Annotated in this window: 24 protein-coding genes and 1 pseudogene; 3 read left to right on the top strand and 22 right to left on the bottom strand. The window is 75.0% G+C overall.

Going from position 1 to position 23440, the window contains the following annotated elements; genetic code table 11:
• Positions 1-8: 8 nt before the first annotated feature.
• Positions 9-677 (bottom strand): TetR/AcrR family transcriptional regulator, encoded by a 669-nt coding sequence (locus CO540_RS02455; protein ID WP_253866378.1) that lies wholly within the window; start codon positions 675-677, stop codon positions 9-11.
• A 58-nt stretch (positions 678-735) separates the two neighbouring features.
• Between CO540_RS02455 and CO540_RS02450 the strand changes: the two genes are divergently transcribed.
• Positions 736-1569 carry an alpha/beta fold hydrolase gene (locus CO540_RS02450; protein WP_099160734.1) on the top strand — a complete coding sequence of 278 codons (834 nt, stop codon included), beginning with the start codon at positions 736-738 and terminating at the stop codon, positions 1567-1569.
• Here CO540_RS02450 and CO540_RS02445 read toward each other — a convergent pair.
• The 12 genes from CO540_RS02445 to CO540_RS02390 all read right to left on the bottom strand — a co-directional run bounded on the left by CO540_RS02445 (position 1559) and on the right by CO540_RS02390 (position 12859).
• Positions 1559-2908, bottom strand: a complete 1350-nt coding sequence (locus tag CO540_RS02445; RefSeq protein ID WP_099160733.1) for a hypothetical protein — start codon at positions 2906-2908, stop codon at positions 1559-1561. The two genes, CO540_RS02450 and CO540_RS02445, sit on opposite strands and share 11 nt — an antisense overlap.
• A gap of 3 nt (positions 2909-2911) precedes the next feature.
• Positions 2912-3877 (bottom strand): alpha-ketoacid dehydrogenase subunit beta, encoded by a 966-nt coding sequence (locus tag CO540_RS02440; RefSeq protein ID WP_099160732.1) that lies wholly within the window; start codon positions 3875-3877, stop codon positions 2912-2914.
• Positions 3877-4848, bottom strand: coding sequence for a thiamine pyrophosphate-dependent dehydrogenase E1 component subunit alpha (locus tag CO540_RS02435; protein ID WP_099160731.1), 972 nt, complete (start codon positions 4846-4848; stop codon positions 3877-3879). The genes CO540_RS02440 and CO540_RS02435 overlap by 1 nt, the downstream gene beginning before the upstream one ends.
• Positions 4845-5642: a DUF3050 domain-containing protein gene (locus CO540_RS02430; protein ID WP_099160730.1), complete on the bottom strand. Its 798-nt coding sequence runs from the start codon at positions 5640-5642 to the stop codon at positions 4845-4847. Before CO540_RS02430 ends, CO540_RS02435 begins: the two co-directional genes overlap by 4 nt.
• 2 nt (positions 5643-5644) lie before the next feature.
• Positions 5645-6568, bottom strand: coding sequence for a phytanoyl-CoA dioxygenase family protein (locus CO540_RS02425; RefSeq protein WP_099160729.1), 924 nt, complete (start codon positions 6566-6568; stop codon positions 5645-5647).
• Positions 6565-7665 (bottom strand): 4-hydroxyphenylpyruvate dioxygenase, encoded by a 1101-nt coding sequence (hppD, locus tag CO540_RS02420; RefSeq protein WP_099160728.1) that lies wholly within the window; start codon positions 7663-7665, stop codon positions 6565-6567. Before hppD ends, CO540_RS02425 begins: the two co-directional genes overlap by 4 nt.
• Before the next feature lie 64 nt (positions 7666-7729).
• Complete coding sequence (locus CO540_RS02415; RefSeq protein ID WP_099160727.1) at positions 7730-8995, bottom strand: beta-ketoacyl synthase; 1266 nt, start codon at positions 8993-8995, stop codon at positions 7730-7732.
• On the bottom strand, positions 8992-10611 hold the full coding sequence (locus CO540_RS02410) for a class I adenylate-forming enzyme family protein (protein ID WP_099160726.1): 1620 nt from the start codon (positions 10609-10611) through the stop codon (positions 8992-8994). The genes CO540_RS02415 and CO540_RS02410 overlap by 4 nt, the downstream gene beginning before the upstream one ends.
• Positions 10608-11108 carry a beta-ketoacyl synthase chain length factor gene (locus CO540_RS02405; protein ID WP_099164551.1) on the bottom strand — a complete coding sequence of 167 codons (501 nt, stop codon included), beginning with the start codon at positions 11106-11108 and terminating at the stop codon, positions 10608-10610. Before CO540_RS02405 ends, CO540_RS02410 begins: the two co-directional genes overlap by 4 nt.
• A gap of 119 nt (positions 11109-11227) precedes the next feature.
• On the bottom strand, positions 11228-12358 hold the full coding sequence (locus tag CO540_RS02400; RefSeq protein ID WP_099160725.1) for a beta-ketoacyl synthase: 1131 nt from the start codon (positions 12356-12358) through the stop codon (positions 11228-11230).
• The gene (locus tag CO540_RS02395) at positions 12351-12596 is read right to left on the bottom strand and encodes a hypothetical protein (RefSeq protein WP_099160724.1); all 246 of its coding nucleotides are present in this window, start codon (positions 12594-12596) and stop codon (positions 12351-12353) included. The genes CO540_RS02400 and CO540_RS02395 overlap by 8 nt, the downstream gene beginning before the upstream one ends.
• On the bottom strand, positions 12596-12859 hold the full coding sequence (locus CO540_RS02390) for an acyl carrier protein (protein WP_091574142.1): 264 nt from the start codon (positions 12857-12859) through the stop codon (positions 12596-12598). Before CO540_RS02390 ends, CO540_RS02395 begins: the two co-directional genes overlap by 1 nt.
• Positions 12860-12876: 17 nt before the next feature.
• Between CO540_RS02390 and CO540_RS02385 the strand changes: the two genes are divergently transcribed.
• The gene (locus CO540_RS02385; protein ID WP_099160723.1) at positions 12877-13482 is read left to right on the top strand and encodes a 4'-phosphopantetheinyl transferase superfamily protein; all 606 of its coding nucleotides are present in this window, start codon (positions 12877-12879) and stop codon (positions 13480-13482) included.
• An 8-nt stretch (positions 13483-13490) separates the two neighbouring features.
• Here the strand turns inward: CO540_RS02385 and CO540_RS02380 are convergent, their stop codons facing one another.
• Complete coding sequence (locus CO540_RS02380) at positions 13491-14888, bottom strand: class I adenylate-forming enzyme family protein (protein ID WP_099160722.1); 1398 nt, start codon at positions 14886-14888, stop codon at positions 13491-13493.
• A 256-nt stretch (positions 14889-15144) separates the two neighbouring features.
• Between CO540_RS02380 and CO540_RS02375 the strand changes: the two genes are divergently transcribed.
• Positions 15145-15585 (top strand): GNAT family N-acetyltransferase, encoded by a 441-nt coding sequence (locus CO540_RS02375; RefSeq protein ID WP_099160721.1) that lies wholly within the window; start codon positions 15145-15147, stop codon positions 15583-15585.
• Positions 15586-15612: 27 nt separating this feature from the next.
• On the opposite strand, the gene CO540_RS02370 is transcribed toward CO540_RS02375, so the two are convergent.
• The 8 genes and pseudogenes from CO540_RS02370 to CO540_RS02335 all read right to left on the bottom strand — a co-directional run bounded on the left by CO540_RS02370 (position 15613) and on the right by CO540_RS02335 (position 23372).
• Complete coding sequence (locus tag CO540_RS02370; RefSeq protein WP_099160720.1) at positions 15613-16860, bottom strand: beta-ketoacyl synthase N-terminal-like domain-containing protein; 1248 nt, start codon at positions 16858-16860, stop codon at positions 15613-15615.
• The gene (locus tag CO540_RS02365; protein ID WP_099160719.1) at positions 16857-18128 is read right to left on the bottom strand and encodes a beta-ketoacyl synthase; all 1272 of its coding nucleotides are present in this window, start codon (positions 18126-18128) and stop codon (positions 16857-16859) included. Before CO540_RS02365 ends, CO540_RS02370 begins: the two co-directional genes overlap by 4 nt.
• Positions 18125-18538, bottom strand: coding sequence for a cupin domain-containing protein (locus CO540_RS02360; protein WP_099160718.1), 414 nt, complete (start codon positions 18536-18538; stop codon positions 18125-18127). Before CO540_RS02360 ends, CO540_RS02365 begins: the two co-directional genes overlap by 4 nt.
• Positions 18535-19242: an SRPBCC family protein gene (locus tag CO540_RS02355; protein ID WP_099160717.1), complete on the bottom strand. Its 708-nt coding sequence runs from the start codon at positions 19240-19242 to the stop codon at positions 18535-18537. The genes CO540_RS02360 and CO540_RS02355 overlap by 4 nt, the downstream gene beginning before the upstream one ends.
• 254 nt (positions 19243-19496) lie before the next feature.
• Positions 19497-20840: pseudogene (locus tag CO540_RS02350) on the bottom strand (acetyl/propionyl/methylcrotonyl-CoA carboxylase subunit alpha); the annotation flags it as partial.
• The gene (accB, locus tag CO540_RS02345; protein ID WP_099160715.1) at positions 20840-21313 is read right to left on the bottom strand and encodes an acetyl-CoA carboxylase biotin carboxyl carrier protein; all 474 of its coding nucleotides are present in this window, start codon (positions 21311-21313) and stop codon (positions 20840-20842) included. The gene accB and the pseudogene CO540_RS02350, both read right to left, overlap by 1 nt.
• On the bottom strand, positions 21313-23013 hold the full coding sequence (locus tag CO540_RS02340; protein ID WP_099160714.1) for an acetyl-CoA carboxylase carboxyltransferase subunit alpha: 1701 nt from the start codon (positions 23011-23013) through the stop codon (positions 21313-21315). The genes accB and CO540_RS02340 overlap by 1 nt, the downstream gene beginning before the upstream one ends.
• Positions 23010-23372: a TcmI family type II polyketide cyclase gene (locus tag CO540_RS02335; RefSeq protein ID WP_091574131.1), complete on the bottom strand. Its 363-nt coding sequence runs from the start codon at positions 23370-23372 to the stop codon at positions 23010-23012. The genes CO540_RS02340 and CO540_RS02335 overlap by 4 nt, the downstream gene beginning before the upstream one ends.
• Positions 23373-23440: the final 68 nt, after the last annotated feature.

Below are 23440 nucleotides of genomic sequence, written 5' to 3'. Positions count from 1 at the left end.
AGGGCACCTCAGGGCCGGTCGGCGGTCAGGAGGCCGGTGAGCAGCGCGCGCAGCGTGCGGGCGAACAGGTCGTCCCCGGGCGGCAGGGCCGGCGCGGGGGCGGCGAACGCCGCCGCCAGGTGCGGGTAGTCCGCCAGGTCGACGTGGTCGAACGTCACCGTGCCGGTGGCCGCCGCGCTGCGGGCGAAGAGCGAGACCACGCCGGTGACCATGGCGATCGCTTCGAACTTCGCGGCGACGCCGGCCGGCACCGGCGCCAGGATGCGCAGGCAGGCGTCGAAGTAGGCGAGCGTGTTCGGCCCGGGCACCGCCGGTCGGGCGAGCGCGTCCGGCAGCCACGGGTGGCGACGGTGCAGCGCGAGTTGGCGGCGGGCCAGCAGGAGGAACTGGTCGGTCCAGCTCCCGTCGTCGGTCGGGTACGGCCGCAACTCTCCCACGCACCGGTCGACCATCAGGTCCAGCAGGTCGTCGCGGGAGGACAGGTGCCGGTAGAGCGAGCCGGCGGCCATGCCCAGCGCGCCGGCCACCGCGCGCATCGACACGGCGTCCAGCCCGCCGGCGTCGGCCAGCGCGACCGCGGCGGCGGCGATCTCGTCCCGGCCGTGCGTCGGGGTCGGGCCGCGGGTGCCGCGCCGGGGCCGGGACCAGATCGACCCTCCGGTGGATGCGTCGCTCACCCTCCCACTGTAAACTGCAAACGACGTTCGCAGTTTGCCGGGCGGAGAGGGGACAGTCATGCACCGGATCACGGCGCCGGACGGCGCGGGCATCGTCGTGCACTCCACGGGCACCGGGCCGGGGCTCGTGGTGGTGCACGGCGGCGGGGTGACGATCGCGGAGTACCGTCGCCTCGCCGCCCGGCTCGCCGACCGGTTCACCGTGCACCTGTACAACCGGCGAGGTCGGGCGGACGCGCCGCCACGGCGCGAGCCGTACACGGTGGAGCAGGAGATCGACGACCTCGGCGCGGTGCTCGCGCACACCGGCACCCGCTGGGCGGTCGGGCACAGCTACGGCGCGTTCGTGGTGCTGCGCGCCGCGTTGCGGCTGCCGCTGGAGCGGATCGCGGTCTACGACGCCCCGCTGCGACTCGACGGCCACGGCATGTCGACGGCGTTCCTGGATCCGGCCGACGCCGCCGTCCGGGCCGGCGACACCGCCCGCGCCCTGGCGATCGTGGCCGCCGCCGTCAACCCGCAGTCCGCCGCGTCCCGGCTTCCGCTGGCGGTGCGCACGGCCCTCACCCGTGCGTTCCTGCGGACCGAGGTCGGCCGGACGATGGGTTCGCTGGTGGGCATGACGCTCGCCGAGTCACGCCAGATCGTGGCCCACGAGGGGCCGGCCGAGCAGTACGCCGGCATCACCGCCGAGACGCTGCTGATCAGCGGCGCCAAGGCCGCACCGTTCTTCACCGAGACCAACGACCTCCTGGCCACCGTCCTCCCCCGGGCCCGCACGCTGCGTGTCCCCGGCAGCCCGCACAACGGCATCGCCGTCGCCCCGCCGGCCCTCACCACCCCGCTGGCCGCCTTCTTCACCACCCCGGCCGTCGGCGGGATCAGTCGGTGAGGAGAACGCCGGTCATGAGGACACCCCGGGCCAGGTTGAGCACGCCCTCGCAACCGGGATAGCCGACCCGGGCCAGCGCACCGGAGCCGGTGCGCCCGAACAGGTAGGGGGCGAGGCTCCAGGGCACCTCGGCGGTGACCGTCTCCCCGGTCTCGATCTGCACGAAGTCCATCGCCACCCGGTCCGCCTCGTGATAGCGCTGCAGGATGTTGCCGCCCGCGTCGATCGCGGCGCGCACCCCGTCCTCCCAGGCCACCGCGCTCATCTCCCGGCCGATCAGCACCCCGTGCCCGGCCGAGCCGCCGGCCGGCTTGGCGACCAGGTCGGCCTGCCCGGCCAGCGCCCGGTCGAGCTGGTCGGCGGTGAGCGCGACGGTGTGCGGCACGTAACGGCGGATCAGCGCCCGGTCCGGCTCCGGCAGCAGGTCGAGGTCGGCCCAGAGCCAGGCGTAGTTGAGCTTGTTGCTGAGCAGCCAGGCCGCGCTGCTGACGAACATCGGCAGTGTCCCGGCGGCCAGCGCGCCGGCCACCGCGTCCAGGCCGGCGCTGGGCGTGACCCGGTTCGGCACGAACAACCGGAACAGCGCGTCCACCGGCGCGCCGCCGACGACGAGCCGACTCTCCTCGTCCAGCGTGGCGGTGGCGAGCGGGGCGATGACCAGGTCGATGCCGAACGGCCGGGCCTGGTCGACCAGCGGCGAGAGGATACGGATGAACGTCTCCGGGTCGTCCAGCCCGGGATAGTCCGCCTCGAAGTCCATCAGCAGCGCCACCCGGGCGCCCTCGGGCAGGCCGAGCGTGTCCCGGATCGCCACGAACCGCTGGTCCAGCAGGGACGGCGCGGGCCGCAGGCCGTCGAGCAGGTCGCGCGAGCGGTACAGCTCCGCGTAGCGCTGGATCACCGTGTCGGCGTCGAAGCCGCCGCCGAGGCTGCTGTCGATGTTGTACTCCACGATGCACGGCACGCCGCCGGAGAAGAGCACGTCCGGGCGGTACGCGGCGAGCAGCCCGTCGTGCAGCGCCTCGTCCGGGTCGAGCAGGCGGGTCTCCCCCTCCGGCACGTCGAGCAGCCGGCGCAGCTCACCGGCGGTGCCGGCGCGGCGCCGGCACGCCTCCAGGATGAGCTGGGCGATCCGGTCGCAGACCTCGTTCAGCTCGCCGAACGCGTCCGCGGTGAGCACCGGCGGGCGGGCCAGCCGCCACTGCCTGTTGTAGGTGGCCCGACCGTGGAAGATCTTCTCCCACGTCTCGGCGCCGGCCGCCACCATCGCCGCGCGGGTGGACTCGGGCAGGTCGGTCCACGCCTGGCCGAGCGGCGGCCACGGGTAGTTCGGGTCCATGGTTCATCCGTCCTTGAGGGTCAGTTGGATGGCGGCGGCGAGCTGGTCCCGGCCGGGCTGCACGGCCCGGTCCAGGGCCGGCGCGAACGGCAGCACGGCACCGTCGGGCCGGGTGACGCGCCGGGGTGGCGCGGCCAGTCGGACCCGCTCGACCACGGTCGCGATGATCTCCCCGGCGATGCCGCAGGACCGGTTGCCGTCGTCGACCACGACGAGTCGCCCGGTACGGGTCACCGAGTCCACCAGCCCGTCCCAGTCGAACGGGTACAGCGTGCGGGGGTCGAAGACCTCCACCGACGCCTGGTCGGCCAGCTCGTCGGCGACCGCGAGCGCGTCGTGCACCAGGTGCCCGACGGCGACCACGGTGACGTCGTCACCCGGCCGGCGGACCACGCCACGGCCCAACGGCACCGGCACGAGGTCGGTGACGTCCGCCCGCAGGTCGAGCGCGCCGGCCGGCGCGAAGACCACCACCGGGTCGTCGCAGCGGATCGCGGAGACCAGCAGCCCGTACGCGTCGGCCGGGGTGGCCGGCACCACGGTGGTCACCCCGACGTGGGCGAACAGCGCGTACGGGTGGTCGGAGTGCTGCCCGGCCCAGCCGGTGCGGGAGCCGGAGCCGGGCACCAGGTAGGTGACCGGCACCGCGCACTGGCCGCCGGTCATCAGCGGGAACTTGTGCGCGTGGTTGACGATCTGCTCGAAGACCAGGAACAGCAACGACGGGATCTGGAACTCCACCACCGGGCGGGCCCCGGCCAGCGCCGCGCCGGTGGCGAAGCTGGTGAACGCCTGCTCGGACAGCGGGGTGTCGCGGACCCGGTCCGGGCCGAACCTCTTGAGCAGGCCGGTGGTGACGTTGGCGGCGGCCACCCGGATGTCCTCGCCGAGCACCACGACCGACTCGTCGCGGGTCATCTCGTCGGCGAGCGCCCGGGTGAGCGCCCTGCGGTAGGAGAGCCGGGGCATCAGCCACCTCCGGTCCGGGCGGTGAGCCCGCTGGCGTACAGGTGGTCCAGGGCGGTCGCCGGGTCGGGGTGCGGTCCGGCCAGCGCGAAGTCGACGGCCGCGTCGAGGACCGCCTCGACGGCGGCGTCGACCTCGGCGCGTACCGCCGGGGGCAGCCGGGCGCCCTGGATGTCGACCGGGTCCCGGGAGCGCCCGGCCGCCACCTCCTCGGGCGGGCGGTAGTCGAGGCGTACCCGGTGTTCGAAGGTGTGGTGGGCGTCGAACCGGTGGGTGTGCGCCTCGATCAGCTCGGGGCCGCCGCCGGCGCGCATCCGCGCGACGGCGGCGGCGGTGACCTCGCGTACCGCCTCGGGGTCCTGCCCGTCGACGGCGGACGCCGGCATGCCGAACGCGGCGGCCCGGCCGCCGATCGTGCCGGCGACCGCGCCGGCGACCGGCATGGTGGTGGCCCAGCCGTTGTTCTCGCAGACGAACAGCACCGGCACCCGCCAGAGCGCGGCCAGGTTGAACGCCTCCAGCAGCATGCCCTCGTTGACCGCGCCGTCGCCGAAGAACGTCGCGCCGACGATGTCGGCGCCGCGCCGCCGGCGCTCCCACACCGCACCGGTGAGGATCGCGCCGGCGGCCCCGACGATGGCGTTGGCGCCGAGCACACCGACGCCGAAGTCGGCGGCGTGCATCGACCCGCCCCGGCCCCGGTTGAGCCCGGTGACCCGGCCGCACAGCTCGGCCAGCATCCGGGCCGGGTCGGCGCCCTTGGCCAGCACGTGCCCGTGCCCGCGGTGGGTACCGGTGACCAGGTCGTCGGCGGCGAGCTCCGCGCAGACCCCGGCGGCCACCCCCTCCTGCCCGAGGTACGGGTGGATGCCGCCGACGATCTCCCCGGAGTCGACCAGCTCGATCGCCCGCTCCTCGAAGCGGCGGATCAGCCGGACCGTCCGGTAGAGCCGGACCGGGTCGGAGTCGGTCACGCCGGACGGCCCTCCTTGATCGCGGCGAGGATGTCGTCCCAGAGGCGGGCGCGGGCGGTCAGCGCGGCGTTCACCGTGTCCGCGCACTCCTGCCACTTCGTGTCGTCGTCGCCGCACAGGTCGGCGAGCATCTGCATGGCCATCGGGGTGTGCTGCTCCCCGTCGACCTCGATGTGCCGCTCCAGGTAGTCGACGAACGTGTTCAGCCGGTTGCTGCGCTCGTTGACGGCGACGACCTGGGTGAACATCTCCGGGATGAGGTCCTCCCGGCCGAACGCGAACGCGGCCGCCTGGCAGTGCACCGGGGTGGTCTCGATGATCCGCCAGGTGGTGCCGGCGAACGCCGCCGACGGGGCCGGCACGCCGGCCGCGCCGAGCGCCTCGGTCACCGGCCGGCCGGCCCGCAGCAGGTCGACCAGCTTCTCCACCGCCGTGGTGTCCGCGCCGGCCTCGGTCATGCCCCGCACGTACAGCTCGAAGTGGCTGATGTAGCCCTCGCCCAGCTCGTCGCTCTCCTCGACCATGACGATATCGTTGATCAGGCGGCGGCTGCCGGTCGGGCCGGTCGGGATCCACGGCACGGTGACGCAGGTCAGCTGGCGCTGCAAGGACTTCAGCAGGGACATGAAGTCCCAGACCGCGAAGACGTGGTGCTCCATGAACGTGACGAGCGCGTCGTGGGTGTCCAGGTTGGCGTAGAGCGGGTGCTTGACCACCACGTCGCGGCGCTCGGTCACCGCCCGCTCCAGCCGCTCGATGCCCGGGTGCGTCCTACCCCAGTCGTACCGTGACATTGTCAGCCTCCCTGCTGGGCGCGGTCGCGCCAGATGACCGGGCAGTAATCGGGGTCCGCGTAGTCCGGCCGCCCCTCGTGGGTGCGGCGGACCAGCACGTCGTGGTTGTACGCGGCGAGCGTGCCGTCGGAGAGCGGATACTCCCGCCAGGCGTTGTCGCCGTCCTGCAGGTGCAGCGAGATCGCCCGCCGGGGCCGCCCGCTGACGTTCGCGCCGCTTCCGTGGTAGGTGCGGCAGTGGTGGAAGCTCATGTGTCCCTTGGGGATCACCATCGGGATCTTGCGGATCTCGGCGTGGTTGTGGGCCGCGTTCTCGGCGAGCATCGCCTCGAGCTGGCCGCGGTCCCGGTCGGCGAAGTGCCGGACCACGGTGTCGTCGGCGCCGATCTCCCGCCAGCGGTGCGAGCCGTCGACCATGGTGATGGTGCCCATCTCCTCGCCGCAGTCGTGGAACGGGATGAACGCGGTGAGCATGTGCTCCGACGACGAGGACGCCCAGTAGTGCTTGTCGAAGTGCCAGGGCACGATGTTGGACGGCTCGCCGGCGATCGGCGGCTTCCAGATCAGCGTCGACTGGAAGATCCGGATCTCGGAAGCCCGCGCGAGCCGGGCGGCGACCGCCCCGATCAGCGGCTTGCGCAGGATCCGGGCGATGCCGTCGTGCTCGTGGTGCACGTAGTCGTTGTGCCGTTGCACGTCGCCCTTCGACGGCTCCCAGTAGGCGAGCTTCGGCGGGCGCACCGGCAGCCGCCGGTCGCGTTCCCCGGCGTAGTAGCGGTCGGTGGCGGCGACCAGCTCGTCCACCTCGTCGTCGGTGAGCAGCTTCTTCGACAGGTACCAGCCGTGCTCGGCGTAGTGCCGGACGTCGTCGTCGGAGGGCAGCAACGCCTCCTCCTCGGCGGTCAACCCGGGATCGATGGTGGTCATGCTCCAACCCCTCCTCCGGCCGCGGCGGCGGGGATCGCCCCCGCCGCGGTCAGTTCGCGTTCCTTGGCCTCGTAGAGCGCCTTGATGTTGCCGCTGCCGAAGGTGCGCGCCCCGCGCCGCTCGATGAGTTCGAGGAAGAGGGTGCGGCGCACGTGCATCGACTCGGTGAAGATCTGCAGGAGCTGCCCGTCGTGGTCGGAGTCGACCAGGATGCTCAGCTCCCGCAGCCGGTCCACCGGCGCGTCCAGCCGACCGACCCGCTGTTCCAGGTGGTCGTAGTAGGCGCCGGGCGTGCGGGCGAACCGCACCCCCCGGCCGGCGAGCGCGCCGACCGCGGTGACGATGTCGTCGGTGCGCAGCCCCAGGTGCTGCACCCCGGCGCCGGCGTGCCAGCGCAGGAAGTCCTCGATCTGCCCGGCCCGGGCACCCGTGTCCGGCTCCAGCAGCACGAAGGTGACCTGCCCGGACGGGCTCTGCACCACCTTGGAGTTCATCGCCTGGCCGGCGACCTCGATGTGTTCGGTGAAGATCTCGGCGAAGCCGAACACCTTCTCGTAGTGCGCGACCGTCTCGTCGAGCTGCCCGGGTGGCACGCAGACCGCCAGGTGGTCGACCTCGGCCAGCAGCGCGTCGCCGTCCGGGGCGGCCACCGGCTCGATCGCGCCGGGCAGGAACACGTCGTGGTCACCGCGCCGCTCGACGAGCCGGTGCAGCACGTCGCCGAAGCCGCCGACCTCGGCGAGCACCACCTCGGCGTTCCCGTCGGTGAAGGTCCGCGGTGGCGTCACCCCGGTCGCACCCCGGGCCACCAGCTCCGCGTACGCCCCGGCGGCGTCGTCGACGGCCAGCGCGACCACCGCGATGCCGTCGCCGTGCCGGTGCACGTAGGTGGCGGCCGGGTGCTCGGCGGACAGGCCGGTGGTCAGCAGCAGCCGGATGCCGGCCTGGGCCAGCAGCAGCGAACGCTGCCCGGCCAGCCCGGTCTCCGGTCCGCCCTGACCGCGCAGCCGGAACCCGACCGCGGTGTCGAAGTAGAAGGCCGCCTGCCGGGCGTCCCCCACGTACAGTTCGAGATGGTCGATGCCGTTGATGTGCATGGACGGGTTTCCCCCTGTTCCCCCCGTGATCACGACCCGGGCGGACGCCCGGGATGGAGTACGGTCAGCCGGCGGCGACCGGGGTGGCGGCCCGGCGGGCCGGCTCCGGGAGCCGGCGCAGCAGCAGGCTGACGTTCTGGCCGCCGAACCCGAACGAGTTCGTCAGCGCGTGGTCGGTCCGGGTGGGCCGGGGCGCGGCGCGGACGTGGTCCGCCTCGCACTCCGGGTCCGGGTCGTCCAGGTGGTAGGTGGGCGGCAGCAGGCCGCGCCCGAGCGCCAGCGCGGTGACCGCGGCCTCCAGCACCCCGGAGGCGCCGAGCAGGTGTCCGGTGAGCGCCTTGGTGGAGCTGACCGCCACCGCGCCGACGCCGAACACCTCGGCCAGCGCGGTGGTCTCGGCGACGTCTCCGCGTTTCGTGCCGGTGCCGTGGGCGTTGACGTAACCGACGTCGTCCGGCCCGACACCGGCGCCGGCCAGCGCCCGACGCATGCACGCGGCGGCGCCCGCGCCGTCGGGCCGGGGCGCGGTCGGGTGGTAGGCGTCGGTGTTCACCCCGTAGCCGGCGACCTCGGCGTAGCCGGTCGCGCCCCGGGCGGCGGCGTGCCCGGCCCGTTCGAGCACCAGCAGCGCCGCGCCCTCGGCCAGCACGAACCCGTTGCGCCGCTTGTCGAACGGCCGGCTCGCCTCGGTGGGTTCGTCCCAGCCGCGGGCCAGCGCCCGGGCGTTGCCGAACGTGTCGGCGAACGTGCCGAACAGCGGCGCCTCGCTCGCCCCGCACACCACCACGTCGGCCTCGCCGGCGCGGATGAGGCGTACCCCGTCGGCGACGGCCTGGGCGCCGGAGGCGCAGGCCGTGCCCACCGCCGAGCTGTAGCCGCGGATGCCGTGCGCGATCGCGACGCGGGCCGAGGGCATGTTCGGCAGGATCCCGGTGAGCAGGTACGGGCTGACCGCCGCCCGGCCGCGCGCGGCCCGGGCCAGGACCTGGCTCTCCAGGGTGGACATCCCGCCGACACCGCCGATGATCACCCCGATCCGGTCCGGGTCGACGTCGCGCCCCACCTCGATGCCGGCGTCGGCGAGCGCCTCGGCCGCGGTGATCAGGGCGAGCAGCACGATCCGGTCGAGCACCCTGGTCTCCGGCCCGGACGCGACGGTGCGCGGGTCGATCTCCGGCAGCACCCCGGCGACCTCCAGGCTGTCCCGCGCCGGGTGGCCCTCGGGTGGGCGACGCAGCCCGGAGCGGCCGGACAGCAGCCCCGCGAACGTCTCCTCGACGCCCCGCCCGGCCGGGGTGAACAGCCCCATGCCGGTGATCAGCGCGGTCACGACGGGGCCTGGGTCAGGTAGCGCTCCCGCAGCGCCACCTTGCGGACCTTGCCGGTGACGGTGACCGGGATGTCGTCGGCGCGGACCGGCACCACCCGGCGCAGCGTGGCGGCCACGTCCGGGCCGAGCGCGGCGCGGATCCGCGCGGTGCGGTCCGCGTCCGGGTCGGCCCCGGCGGCCAACTCCAGCAGCACGTCGGTGGTGACCGTGCCGTCGTCCGCCTTGACGATCACCACCGTGCAGTCGGTGACGTCGGCGCAGGCGGCGAGGATCCGCTCCTCGGACAGCGCCGTGAAGAACCGTTTCCCGTCGCCGACCTCGACCGAGTCGACCGCCCGGTCCAGGTGGTAGTAGCGGCCGTCGTCGTCGGCGTACACCAGGTCGCCGGTGAGGTACCAGCCGCGCAGCCGGAACCGGTAGGTGGTGACCGAATCGTTCCAGTAGCCGCGGAACAGCGACGGCGAGTCGATGCCCAGCCAGCCGACCTGACCGGCGGGCAGTTCGTTGCCCTCGGCGTCGAGCACGGCCACCGTCGTGAACCGGTACGGCCGGCCGACGCAGCGCCCGTACCGGTTGGTGTCGACGGTGTGCGTGACGTGGAACATGGAGTGCCCCATCTCGCTGGAGCCGAGCCCGTCGATGAAGACCGACCCGGGCACCCGGGTCACGCCCTCGCGGGTGACCACGTCCCGCGAGCCGACCGCGACCAGCCGCCGTACGTGCGGCTCGTGCGAGCAGTCGCCGGTGTTGAACCACAGCCGCACCGAGTCCAGGTCGTAGCCGGACAGGTCGAAGCGGGCCAGCTCGGCCCAGGTGACGGAGAACCCGAACACGCCGTCGGGCCGCCAGCGTTGGATCGCGTCCAGCACCCGTTCGCCGCCCTGCTCGGACAGCAGGTACATCTGGGCCCGGTTGCCCAGCGCCTGGTTGACCATGAGCACGGTGGCGGTGTGCGGGGCGGGCAACGCGTTGAGGATGCGGGTGGTGCCCTGCGCCTGCGGCATGGACAGCAGGTGCCGGGTGGCGGCGAACAGGCTGGCGTGCGAGTGCAGCACCGCCTTCGGCACGCCGGTGGTGCCGGAGGTGTGGGTGATCACGATCGGGTCGTCCGGGTGGTGCCGGTAGTGCGCGGGCGCGGCGGCCGGGTCGCCGGCGCCGGCCCGCGCCGGCTCGCCGAGCATCGGTGCGCCCAGGTCGTGGCCGGCCAGGGCGGTGGCCCGTTCGGCGTCGGCGAGCACCCCGGCGGCCCGCAGCCGGCGGATGTACTCGGCGGCGATCTCCGGGCGCAGCCTGCCGTTCATCAGCGCGGGGATCGCGCCGAGACGGGTCAGCGCCAGGAACGACAGCACCATGTCGGCGGCGGTGCCGGCCCAGACGGCGACCGGGTCGCGTGGCGTCACCCCGCGCTCGTGCAGCCAGGCCGCCCGGGCGGCGACCATCCGGTCGAGCTGGCCCAGGGTCAGCGGGGTCTCGGCCGGGTGGCCGTCCACCTCGGTGTCGAACGTGAGCCCCGGGCCGTCCGGGTCGGCGCCGTGGGCCAGCACCCGGGCGAGCACGTTGCCCGCGCCCAGCTCGGCGTCGGCCGCGAGCGCGCCGCGCAGTCCCTTCGTCCTCATTGACGTGTCTCCTCCCCCAGCAGCACCGCGGTCGCCTCGCCCGACGTGCCGTCCGGTGCCAGTTCGATCAGGATCAGCAACGCCTGCGCGGCGTCGCCGTCGTGCAGCAGCAGGTCCGCCTCGGCCTCACCCGCGGCCCGTGGGTCCCCCGTGGGGCTCAGGCACACCACCGGCCCGTCCAGTCCCCGGCGCACCGCGACGTGCCCGGCCACGCTGTTCGGCACCGACTGGAAGAAGAACAGCGGCCCGACCCGCCCACCGGCGGCCACCGTGGCGCGCACGTGCGCCGCGCTGGCGGAGTCCCCGCCGGTGCTGACCAGCACCACCGCCGTCCGGTTGCCCGGTGGCAGCGGCCCGTCCCCGTACCGCCGCGCGAGGCACCGCTCGGCCACCGCCGCCACCAGCGGCGCGAACGGCGAGTGCACGAACCCCGGCACCCCCGCCGGCCCCGCACCCCCGTCCCCCGCCTCGGGCCACCGCGCCTCCGCGAGCACCACCACCCCGTCGTTGCGCGATCTTGCGGTTGGTGCCCCCTCGGCGGGCGTTGTGCCCGTTTCGCCGGGGCCGGAAGTGCAAGATCGCGGGGAGCCAGGGTGGGGGGTGGGAGTGGGGGCGGTCATGAGGTGCTCACCAGGAGGGCCGTGTTGGCGCCGCCGAAGGCGGCGTTGAGGGTCAGGGCGTGTGCGGTACGCGCGGGGCGGGGTGCGTCGCGGATGACGTCCAGCGGGCACTGCGGGTCGCGGCCGAGCCAGCCGGCGGTGACCGGCAGCTTGCCGTGCCGCAGGGCCAGCACGGTGACCAGCAGTTCCAGCAGACCGGACGCCTCCAGCGCGTGCCCGTGCACCGACTTGGTGGAGCTGACCGGCAGCCGGCCGGCGTCCGCGCCGAACACCCGGGTCAGCGCCGCCGCCTCGGAGGCGTCGCTGAACGGGGTGCCGGTGGCGTTGGCGTTGACGTAGCCGACCGCGTCCGGGGGCAGCCCGCCCCGGCGCAGCGCCGCCTCGACCGCCCGGGCCAGCCCGGTCCCGTCCGGATGCGGCTGGCACGGGTGGTACGCGTCCCCCGCCCGGCCCCACCCGGCCACCGTCGCGAGCGTCTCGGCGTCCCGCCGGGCCGCGGCGCCCGCCGACTCCAGCACCACCGCGGCCACCCCGTCGCCGAGCAGCAGCCCCGTGCGGCCGGCGCTGAACGGCCGGACCGCGCCGTCGGCGGCGAGCGCCCGGCCGGCGTCGAAGAGCGCGTACTGGTCGGGTTCGACCAGGTAGCCGGCCGCGACCACGACCCGGTCCAGGTCGCCGCGGTGGATCAGCGTGGCCGCGTCGGCGACCGCGGTGCTGGCCGAGACGCAGGCGGTGGTGTAGATCCGGGTGGGCCCGCCGAGCCCGCAGTGGGCGGCCAGGTGACCGGCGAGCGCCGGCACCGTCGGCTCGTCCCGCCCCAGGGGTACGGGCAGCGAGTGCGGCCCGCCGTGGGTGGCCAGGAACAGGGCGGACCCGGCCCGGTCGGCCCGGCCCAGCCCGGCGGCCCGGGCGGCGGCGTCGATCGCGTCGGTGAGTTCGGCGGCGAGCGTGCCGACCTCCGGCAGGGTGGCCGCCACGGTGACCCGGCGGCCGGTGGTGTCGAAGCGGCGCACCGGCCCGAACGCCGGGGCGCCGGAGAGCACCCCGGACAGCAGCGCGTCGGCGCCCCTGCCGAGGGCGCTGAGCGCGTGCGTGCCGGTGATCCGTACGGTCTCCCGCTCAGCCATCTGCGGGAGCGGTCAGCGAGCTGCGGAACATCGCCAACGCGTCGTCGACGGTGCGGATGCCGGCGAGCTGGTCGTCGCTCAGCTCCAGCCGGCGGTCGTAGCGCTGCTCGACGAGGTGGACCAGCCAGGCCAGCTCCATCGAGCCGATCCGGTCGGGCACCCGGTCGACGGGTTTCGCGGTCAGTTCGGCGAGCATGCTCACCAGGTCAGCTCGCCCCAGGTCGGGCCGACCGGACATCAGGAGTCGTCGCCGTCGGCGGCCGCGCGGTCGGCCACCATGGTGGTGAACTCGCCGACCGTCATCAGGGCCAGCTTCTCCGACTCGTCGTCGGCGAACTTCAGGCCGTAGCGGTCCTCGACCCGGACCGCGAGGTCGGCCAGGGCCAGCGACTCCAGGTCGACGCCGGAGGGGCCCAGGGTGGTGTCGTCGTCGAGGTCCTCGACGTCGTAGTTCATGTCGGCCAGTTGCTCGATGACGAAGGTGCGGACCTCGTCGCGCATGGGGTTAACCTCTTTCCGTGAACCAGCTACCGGTGCCCGGTCGGGACACCGTGTACGTGTGGACCGGCCGTGCCACCGGCGACCAGCGGGAGCTGACGCGGCGGCTGCTCAGGCGCGCGGGTGGCGCGTTGCTCGGCCGGCCCGAGGCGGGGATCGGGGTGGACCGGAGGCCCGGCGGGCGCCCGGAGGTGCGCGCCGACGACGGGCGGACGCTGCCGGTCAGCGTCAGCCACGTCGACGGGGTGGTCGTGGTGGCCGCCCGGGCGGCCGGCCCGGTCGGGGTGGACGTGGAGCGGCGCCGTCCGCTGCCCGCCACGTCCCTGGCCCGCCGCTGGTACGCCCCGGACGAGGCGGACTGGCTGGCGGCCCGTGACGAGACCGGGCGGGAGCTGGACTTCCTGCGCCTGTGGACGGCGAAGGAGGCGGTCGGCAAGGCGCTCGGTCGGGGGCTGCGCGGCGGCGGGCTGCGCCGCCGGATGCCGCCCCCGCACGGCGGCGGCGAGCTGTGGCCGGTCCCCGGGCGTCCGGACGCGCGCGTCGGTCATCCCGCCGGTGGGGACGATCTGGTGCTCGCGGTCGCGGTGCTCGGCGCCGCCGGGCCGGTCGGGGTGGTGCTCGCCTAGCGGGCCGGTCACGACGCCGCCTCCCGCAGGGCCGGCACCGCGCGGACCAGCTTCCCGGTGGTGGTGCGGGGCAGTTGTTCGAGCAGGTGCAGCGTGCGGGGCCGCTTGAACCCGGCCAGCCGCTCGGCGAGCAGGATGTCCAGCGTCTCCTCGGTGGGTGTGCCGTCGGTCTGCACGTAGGCGCTGATCCCGTCGTCCCAGACCACCACGGCGGCGGTGACGCCGGGCAGCCCGGCCACGGTGGCCTCCACCTCGGTGAGGTCGACCTTGAGGCCGCCGACCGACACCTGCGAGTCGAGCCGCCCCCGCACGGTGACCAGCCCGGTCCCGGGGTCGACCGCGCCGGCGTCGCGGGTGTGCAGCCAGCCGTCGGCCCAGCGGGTCGGGTCGGCGAGCCCGACGTACGGGTTGGCCGGGCAGCTGACCCACAGCTCGCCGTCGCGTTCCCGCACCTCGATGCCGGGGGCGGGGGCGACGGCGGGGCGGTGCGCGCCGTACAGGTCGGTGCCGATGACCCCGACCTCGGTCATCCCGTACATGTTGCCCAGGGGGACGCCGTACCGGTCGGTGAAGGCCCGGGCGACCGCGGCCGGGACCAGTTCGCCGCCGGTGGTCATGCGACGCAGCTGCGGCAGCGGGCCGGTGGGCACGGTGGAGGCGAGCAGTCCGATGTGGAACGGCACGCCGAGCACGGTGGCCGGGGTGTCCTGGGCGGCGACCGCGGCGAGGATCGCGTCGCCGCCGAGCCGCTCCGGCGGGCACAGCTCGACCCCGGCGTGCAGGCCGTAGAGCAGGCCGCCGACCAGGCCGAGCACGTGCACCATGGACGGCAGCAGGATGATCCGTTCGCCGGGCAGCGCGACGCCGTCGATCCGGGTGTAGCGGCGCACCTCGGCGACCAGGTCGGCGGCGGTGCGGCCGATCACCTTGGACGGGCCGGTGGAGCCGGAGCTGAGCTGGATCACCGCGTGCGGGCTGCCGGCGGGACGGTCGGAGTAGGACGTGACGCCGGCGGTGACGTCGACGAAGACGCGCAGCGCGCCGCCGCCGGTGCGGACCGGCGCGACCACCACCTGCGGGGTGAGCCGGCGCAGGGCCCGGTCGACCTCGTGGTCGGTGAGCCGGTGGTCGAGCAGCACAGCCTGGCCGCCGGCGCGCCAGGTGGCCAGCAGGTGCGCCACGTACGCCAGGGAGGGCGGCAGGCGCAGCGCCGCGGCGCCGCCCGGACGCAGCCCGGCCCCGGTCAGGCGGGCCTGCGCCTCGCCGACGAGGCGACGCAGCGTGCCCTTGTCGACCGGCTCCGGCAGGCGGAGACACACGTCGGTGTCGCGGCCGGTGAACAGGATGTCGTCCACCCAGTCCACCGTCGTCGACGCGGGATCGTCCGCCACGGGATGTGCACTCACGACCGGCCACCGCCCAGCCTCGATGTGGGCGGATCCGCCCACCGGGTACGTCTTTCGGGGTGCTGACGGAACCCTACGGCGGCCCTTCTCGGCATCGCCAGATGCAAATGGCTAGATCCAAAACAGCGGCTGGTGGATTGCCCAGGATCGATCGGACAGGCAGGATCGGACGCACGCCGGCAAGGTAGCCCGCCGGCCGCCCGACGCTGTGCTGCGCGCAGTGCGTCGCGGTCCGGCCGATGGCTACGCTCGGGGCATGTTCCGTGTGGCCCGGCACAGCGACTTCGCGCAGATCGTCCGCCTCTACCGGCAGTTGAACCCCGACGACCCGCACCTGACCGACGGCTCCGACGCGCGGGCCTTCGCGCGGATCCTGGCCACCGCGGGGCTGCACCTGTTCGTGCTCGACCTGGACGGTGCCGTCGTCGCCACCACGTACCTCAACGTGATCCCGAACATCAGCCGATCGGCGTCCCCCTACGCGGTCATCGAGAACGTCGTCGTCGACGAGTCGCGGCGCGGCACCGGTCTGGGCAAGCGGATCATGGCCGGCACGCTCCAGGCCGCCTGGGACGCCGGTTGTTACAAGGCGATGCTCATGACCGGGTCACGCCGGCCCGTGACCCACGCCTTCTACCGGGCCTGCGGGTTCTCCGGCGACGCCAAGACGGCCTACCTGGCGGCGCGGCCGTCGTGACCCGGCACACCGGACCGGACTGCCCGGTCAGCCCTCCCCGGTCGGCGGGGGCGCGGCGCCGCGCAGCACCAGCGCGCTGTTGAACCCGTCGAAGCCGCGCGCGCCGACCAGCGCGATCCGGCTGCGCGGCCGGCGGGGCTCGCGCAGGAAGGTCAGCTCGCACCCGGGCGCCGGGTCGTCCGGGCCGGCGGAGACGGGCAGCACGCCCCGCTGGAACGCCAGCAGCGCGGTGGCCGCGTCCAGCGCCGACCCGCCCTGGTGGGCCCGGCCGGTCAACGGCTTCTGCGTGGTCACCGGCGGGGTCCGGTCGCCGAACACGGCCCGCAGCGCGCTCGCCTCGGCCCGGTCGTACGCCGGCACACCGAGCGCGTCCGGCCAGATCACGTCCACGTCGTGCGGACGGACCGCGGCCCGGTCCAGGGCCAGGCGCAGCGCCCGGGCGTAGTGGGTCGGGTCGGGTCCGGCCTCCGGGTCGGTGGGGGCGGCATCGTGGGTGGCCGCCCAGCCGGTGATCTCCCCGTAGATCCGCGCGCCCCGGCCCAGCGCGTGCCCCAGCTCCTCCACCACGAACACCGCGCCGCCCTCGGCCGGCACGTACCCGCTGGCCGCGGCGTCGAACGGCCGGTACGCGCGCTCCGGGTCGGCGACGTCGCTGAGCAGGCCGGAGCGCAGTTGGCAGGCGAGCGCGTACGGGCTCAGCGGGCACTCGGTCGCCCCGGCGACGACCACCGGCGTGCCCCGGCGGATGGTGCGCACCGCGTGCGCCAGGCTGTCCAGCCCGCCGGCCGACTCGGACACGGTGACCCCGGACGGCCCCTTGAACTGGTGCCGGATCGACAGCTGCCCGACGCTGGCCGCGTAGAACCAGGCGATCGACTGGTACGCCCCGACCGTGCGGGTCGGGCCGCCCCAGAGCCGTTGCAGCTCCCGCTGCCCGAACAGGTTCCCGCCGGACGAGCTGGCCAGCGTGACCGCCCAGCCGTACGGGTCGGGTGACACCTCGGGCAGGCCGGCGTCGGCCAGCGCCAGCCGGGTGGCGGCGAAGCCGAGGTGGGTCCAGCGGTCGGTCTGCACCCGCTGCCGGGGGTCGGTGAACCCGGCCGGGTCGAAGTCGGCCACCTCGCCGGCCACCCGGGTCGGGTAGCGCGCCGGGTCGAACAGCGTGATCGGGCCGGTGCGCCGGGTGCCGGCCAGCACGGTGGACCAGTGCGCGTCCGTGCCGACGCCGCTCGGCGCAACCACGCCGATGCCGGTCACCACCGCCCGCGCCGTCATGACTGGGTCACCGCAAGCCGGCGGAACACCATCGCGGACTGGAAGCCGCCGAAGCCGCTGCCCACCGACAACGCCACGTCCACCGGCACCTCCCGGGCCTCGTTCGGCACGTAGTCCAGGTCGCACTCCGGGTCGCGGGTGGCCCAGTTGGCGGTCGGCGGAACCACGCCGTACTCGATGGCCAGCGCACAGGCGGCCATCTCGATCGAGCCGATCGCGCCGAGCGAGTGCCCGACCATCGACTTGATCGAGCTGATCGGCACCCGGTACGCGGCCGGGCCGAGCGCCCGCTTGAACGCCGCCGTCTCGTGCCGGTCGTTCTGCCGGGTGCCGGAGCCGTGCGCGCTGACGTACGACACGGCCGAGGGGGCGAGCCGGGCCTGGCGCAGCGCGTCGGTGATGGCCACCGCCATCTCGGCGCCGTCCGGACGCAGGCCGGTCATGTGGAAACCGTTGCTGCGGCTGGCGTAGCCGGCGACCTCGCAGTAGACGTGCGCGCCCCGGCGGCGGGCGTGCTCGGCCTCCTCCAGCACCAGCACCGCCGCGCCCTCGGCGAGGACGAACCCGTGCCGGTCGGCGTCGAACGGCCGGGACGCGTGCTCCGGGTCGTCGTTGTCCGGGCTGGTCGCGCCGATCGCGTCGAACGAGGCGACGGTGACCGGGGAGATCGGCGAGTCGGCGGCCCCGGCGAGCACCACGTCGGCCTCGCCGTCGGCGACGAGCTGGTGGGCGTACCCGATCGCGTCGATGCCGGAGGTGCAGCCGGTGGAGACCACCTGGGCCGGGCCGTGCAGCCCGTGCCGGCAGGCCACGTCGGCGGCCAGGCTGCTGGGCACCAGCGCCTGGTAGAGGTACGGCCCGCCGAGGGCGTGGTCGACCAGCCAGTGCCGGCCGGAGTCGCTGACCCGGACGTACTCCTGCTCCAGGGCCATGGTGCCGCCGACGGCGGTGCCGAGCACCACGCCGGCCCGCTCCCGCTCGGCGTCGGTGAGCGTCAACCCGCTGTCCGCGAGCGCCTCGGCGGAGCAGGCGAGCGCGAACTGCACGTACCGGTCGGCGCGCTGCCGCTCGGCCAGCGTGATCCCGGCGGCGTCCGGGTCGAAGTCGCACTCGGCGGCGATCTGCGAGCGGAACGGCGACGGGTCGAAGAAGCTGATCCGCCGGGTGGCGGTCCGCCCCTCGGTGATGGTCTTCCAGAAGCGGTCCCGGGTGGCGCCGCCGGGCGCGACCACGCCGACGCCGGTGACCACGGTACGCCGGCCGGTCACGACGGCTCCCGCGGTGGTGGGGGGGCGGCGCTCTCGGTGTCGACGTGGCCGAGTTCCGGTCGGGGCGCGAGCGGCCCCAGGTGGAAGACCACCTCGGCGGGCTCGTCGCCGGTGTTGCGCAGCCGGTGCCGCACGTACTTCGGCACGTAGAGCGCCTCCCCGGCGGCCAGCGGCACCTCGACGTCGTCCAGGTCGACGGTGATCGCGCCACGCGCCACGTAGAGGAACTCCTCGCTGTACGGATGGTAGTGCTCGGCGATCCGCTCCCCCGGCGCGAGCGCGGCCACGCCCATGAAGCCGGAGGTGCTGCCGACGGTCTTCGGGCCGAGCAGCACCCGCAGCTCCCCGCCGCGACGGCGGTCGGCGGACACGTCGTGGACGGATACCCGGGCGGTGGTGATGTCGGTCATCGCGCGCCTCCCGCGTGCGCCCGCTCGATCCGCTCCTTGATCACGGCGAGCTGGACCTTGCTGTTGGTGTTGATCCGTGCGGTCATGCCGGCGTTGTCGACCGGCGCGGTGGGCTTCATCGCGAAGTCCTGCACCCAGGTCATCCGGGTGCCGCCGTCGACCTCCTCGTACCGCCAGTGGATGCGCATGTACTCGAACGGCCCGGTCTCGACGCGGCGGGCGTGCACCTGCCGGGTCGCCGGGTCGGCGGTGCGCTCGCTGACCCAGCTCCACGCCACGCCGTTCTCGTCCGGGTGCATGGTGAGCCGGAAGCGGACCGTGTCCCCCTCCGCGTGCAGGATCTCCACCAGCGCGTACTCGGTGAACAGCTCGGTCCACCGGGCCACGTCGTTGGTGATGTCCCAGACCAACGGCAGCGGTGCGTCGATGTCGATCGCGTTCTCGGTGTGCCCGGGCGGGTCCGCCCTGCGGGCCACCAGGTCGGCGACGCCGGCGATGCTGAGCTGGCCGGCCTGTTCGGGGATCTTCACCCGCCACCGGTCGGCCACGACCGCGGAGAGCTCGAGCAGCGCCAGGGAGTCCATGCCCAGCTCCTCCAGGCTCGCGGCCGGGGTGCTGGCGGCGGCGTCGGGGTCCAGGCCGCAGTGCGTCACCAGGATGTCGGTGATCTCGCTGGCGAGCGGGCGGTCGGGGGCGACGGTCATCGGTTCCTCCAGGTGGTCGGGCCGGCGGCGGGCGCGGCGGGAACGGGGGTACGGCCGGCCGGGTCGGTCTCGGCGCGCGGGTCGGGCACCGCCGAGCGCAGCCTCGGCCGGGCGGCGTCGGCGTGGACGGCGCCGTCGGTCCGACCGACGGCCGGCGCGCTGTCGACCCCACCGGCGGCGTCGGCGCTCCCCACGGGCACGGCCTCGTCGGCGCTCCCGGCGGGCACGACGTCGGCGGCGGCGTCAGCGGCCGGGGCGAGCAGGCGTTCGACCAGGCCGGTGGTGTGCCGGGCGGCCCGGAACGCGGGATCGCGCAGCACCCGCCGGGCGAACGGGATGGTGGTGCGCACCCCCGGGCCGGCCACGTCGAACTCGGCCAGCGCCCGGTCGAGCCGGTCCAGCGCGGCGTCCCGGTCCGGCGCCCAGACCGCCACCTTGGCCAGCAGCGAGTCGTAGTGCGGGCTGACCAGGTAGCCGACGTGGCCGTGCGTGTCGACCCGGGTGAACGGGCCGCCCGGCGGCCGGAACCGCTCCAGCCGGCCGGGCGCGGGCGCGAAGTCGCGGTCCGGGTCCTCCACGTTGACCCGGCACTCGATCGCCACCCCGTGCGGCCGGACGTCGGACTGCCGCAGACGCAGCGGCGTGCCGGCGGCCACGTGCAACTGTTCCTGGACCAGGTCGACGCCGGTGATCATCTCGGTCACCGGATGCTCCACCTGGATCCGACAGTTGATCTCCAGGAAGTGGGCCCGTTCCGCCTCGTCCACCAGGAACTCGACCGTGCCGGCGCCGGTGAAGCCGACCGACAGCGCGCCGCGCAGGGCGACCTCGGCGAGCGTGTCCAGGGTGGCCGGTCGCAGCGCGGGCGCGGGTGCCTCCTCGATGAGCTTCTGGTGCCGGCGCTGCACCGAGCAGTCCCGGGTGCCCAGGTGGACGCCGTTGCCGTGGGCGTCGCAGAGCACCTGCACCTCCACGTGCCGGGCGTCGGCGAGGTACCGCTCGACGTACACCCGGTCGTCGCCGAACGCGACCTGCGCGGCGGCGCGGGTGCGGGCGTACGCGCGGGGCAGCTCGGCGGCCGTGCGCACCACCGTCATCCCGCGCCCGCCCCCGCCGGCGGCGGCCTTGACGATGACCGGGTAGCCGACCTCGGCGGCCACCTCCTGTGCCTCGGCGGCGGTCGGCAGCGTCCGCACGCTGCCCGGCGGCAGCGGCAGGCCGGCGCCGCTCATCAACGCGCGGGCGGTGGACTTGTCGGCCAGCGCGGCCATCACCTGCGGCGGCGGGCCGATGAAGACCAGCCCGTTCTCGGCGCAGATCTCGGCGAAGTCGGCGTCCTCGGAGAGGAAGCCGTAGCCGGGGTGGACGGCCTGCGCGCCGGTCTGCCGGGCGGCCTCGACGATCGCGGCGGCGTTGAGGTAGCTGCGCCGGCTGGCCGCCGGCCCGATCCGGACCGCCTCGTCGGCCAGCCGCACCGGCAGCGAGTCGGCATCGGCGCTGGAGTGCACCACCACCGTCCGGACGCCCATCTCCCGGCAGGCGCGCAGCACCCGCAACGCGATCTCGCCGCGGTTGGCGATCAGCACCTTGTCGAACATCAGGCGTCCCGTCCGGTGACCGGGTCCAGGGCGATCAGCGGCTGGTCGTACTCGACGGGCTTGCCGTCCTCCACCAGCACCTCGGCCACCCGTCCGGCCTGGCCGGCGGTCACCTCGTTCATCAGCTTCATGGCCTCGACGATGCCGATCACCTGGCCCGGCCGGACCAGGTCGCCGACCGCGACGAACGGCATCGCCCCGGGCTCGGGGGCGCGGTAGAACGTGCCGACCACCGGGGACCGTACCGTCGCCCGGTCGGTCGCCGGCGCCGCCTGCGCGGCCGGCCCCACGGGCGACGCGGCGGGGTCGGCGTCCGTCCTCGGCGGCGGCACCGGATCGTGCCACTCGACTTCCAGCAGCGCCTCGCCGCTGCGCAGCCGCACCCGGCGCACCGGTCCGTCGAGGTCGGCGACCAGCTTGCGGGCCTGCCGGCGCAGCCCGTCCAACACCTGCTCGGGTCCGGCGTCCGCCATCACGCCACCTCCGCCGGGCCGTCGACCGGCGGGGTCGCCGTGGAGCGGGCCGCGCCGAAGCGGCGGAAGCGCTGCCGGCGGCGGCGTACCAGCGTGGCCGGGGGCACCGAGAGCAGCGGGGCGAGGTTCGCCGCGACCGCCCGGCCCAGCAGCTCGGCCGCACCGACCGGGTCGCCGTGCGCGGCCGGGTACGGCTCGGGCACCAGCTCGTCGACCACGCCGAGGCGGCACAGGTCGGCGCCGGTGAGGCGCAGTGCCCGGGCGGCCTGCGGCGCGGCGGAGCTGTCCGGCCAGAGGATCGCGGCGCAGCCCTCCGGGCTGATCACCGAGTAGACGGCGTGCTCCAGCATGAGCACCCGGTCGGCGACCGCGAGCGCCAGCGCGCCGCCGCTGCCGCCCTCCCCGGTGACCACCGCGACCACCGGGGTGGGCAGGACGCTCAGCGCGAGGATGTTCTCCGCGATCGCCGCCGCCTGGCCCTGCTGCTCGGCGGTGACCCCCGGGTCGGCGCCCGGCGTGTCCACCAGCGTCACCACGGGCAGCCGGAGCCGGGCCGCCAGGCGCGCCAGCCGCAACGCCTTGCGGTGCCCGGCCGGGCTGGCCATGCCGAAGTTGCGGGCCACCAGCTCGGCGGTGGTGTGTCCCTTCTGGTGGCCGATCACCATCACCGGCCGGCCGTCCAGGCGGGCGATGCCGCCGACGATCGCCGGGCAGTCCGCGCCGAGCCGGTCGCCGTGCAGCTCGACGAAGCCGTCGAACGCGGTCTCCAGGTAGTCGAGGGTGGTCGGCCGGCCGGGGTGCCGGGCCACGCGTACCGTCTCCCAGGCGTCGCGGGGCGCCGGGGCGGCCGGGCGCGGCGGCGACGCCTGCGCCGGGCGGGTCACCGGCGGTCGCCGGCCGGCGTCGGCGGCGGCGAGCACCGCGGCCAGGCGTCCCCGCAGCGCGTGCCGGGGCACCACCATGTCGACCTGGCCGTGGCGCAGCAGATACTCCGCGGTCTGGAAGCCCTCGGGCAACGCGGCGCCGGTGACCTGGCGGATCACCCGCGGACCGGCGAAGCCCAACCGGGCGCCGCTCTCGGCGAGGACCAGGTCGGTGTTGGTGGCGAACGACGCGGCCACCCCGCCGTACGTGGGGTCGGTGACCACGCTGACCGTCAGCAGTCCCGCCTCGCGCAGGCCCGCGAGGGCCTGGCTGACCGTGGCCATCTGCATCAGCGACAGCGCGCCCTCCTGCATCCGCGCCCCGCCGGACGCGGTGACCAGCACCAGCGGGCAGCCGTCGGCCAGCGCCCGCTCGGCGGTGCGGGTGATCAGCTCGCCGACCGCGCAGCCGAGGCTGCCGCCGAGGAACCGGAAGTCCATCACCGCCAGCGCCACCGGGTGCCCGCCGAGCCGGGCGGTGCCGCAGAGCACCGCCTCGTCCAGGCCGGTGCCCGCGCGCGCCGCGCCGAGCCGGTGCGGGTACGGCACCGCGTCGACGAAGTCGATCGGGTCCACCCGTACCGCCCGGTCCGGCAGCGGGGTGAACGAGTCCGGGTCGACCAGCTGCGCCACCCGGTCCGGCGCGTCCAGCCGGGTGTGCGAGCCGCACTCCGGGCAGACGTCCAGGTTGCGGCGCAGCCGCTTGCGGTAGAGCAGCGAGGCGCAGCCGTCGCACCGCGACCAGAGCTGCTCGTCCCGGGGTGCCGTGGTGGTCACGGCCGCCGCCCGGCGGCGTCGTACCGGTGGGCCTGGTGACCCGGGGCGTCGTACCGGTAGAAGCAGTGCGCCATGGCGTCGCGCGGCGAGCGCCAGGTCGGCAGGTACGGCGAGATGTACGGCCGCAGCCGCTCGCTGATCCGGACGAACTCGGGATGCCCCCGCGCGTCCTCGACCGCGCCCTGCGCCGGCGACTCCGTCTCCAGCAGGTGGACGTAGAGGTCGTGCAGGCGGTAGAGGGAGCGGTGCCGCACGCCGACCAGGCCGGGCAGTTCGGTCGCGTCGGACTCGGCGAAGATCTCGGCGACCCGGTCCTCGGCGGTGGGCACCACCTTGGCGACGATGAGCGAGCGGTCCATTCGCGGCCTCCCCTGCGTACGTCCCGGTGCGCGGCGAACCGGTCGCGCCGCACGGATGGCTCACGGTG

It is taken from the genome of Micromonospora sp. WMMA2032, assembly GCF_002688545.1.
GTDB lineage: Bacteria > Actinomycetota > Actinomycetes > Mycobacteriales > Micromonosporaceae > Micromonospora > Micromonospora sediminicola.
Note: the sequence above shows the minus strand (reverse complement) of the source record. Positions and strands in the feature narration are given on the sequence as shown.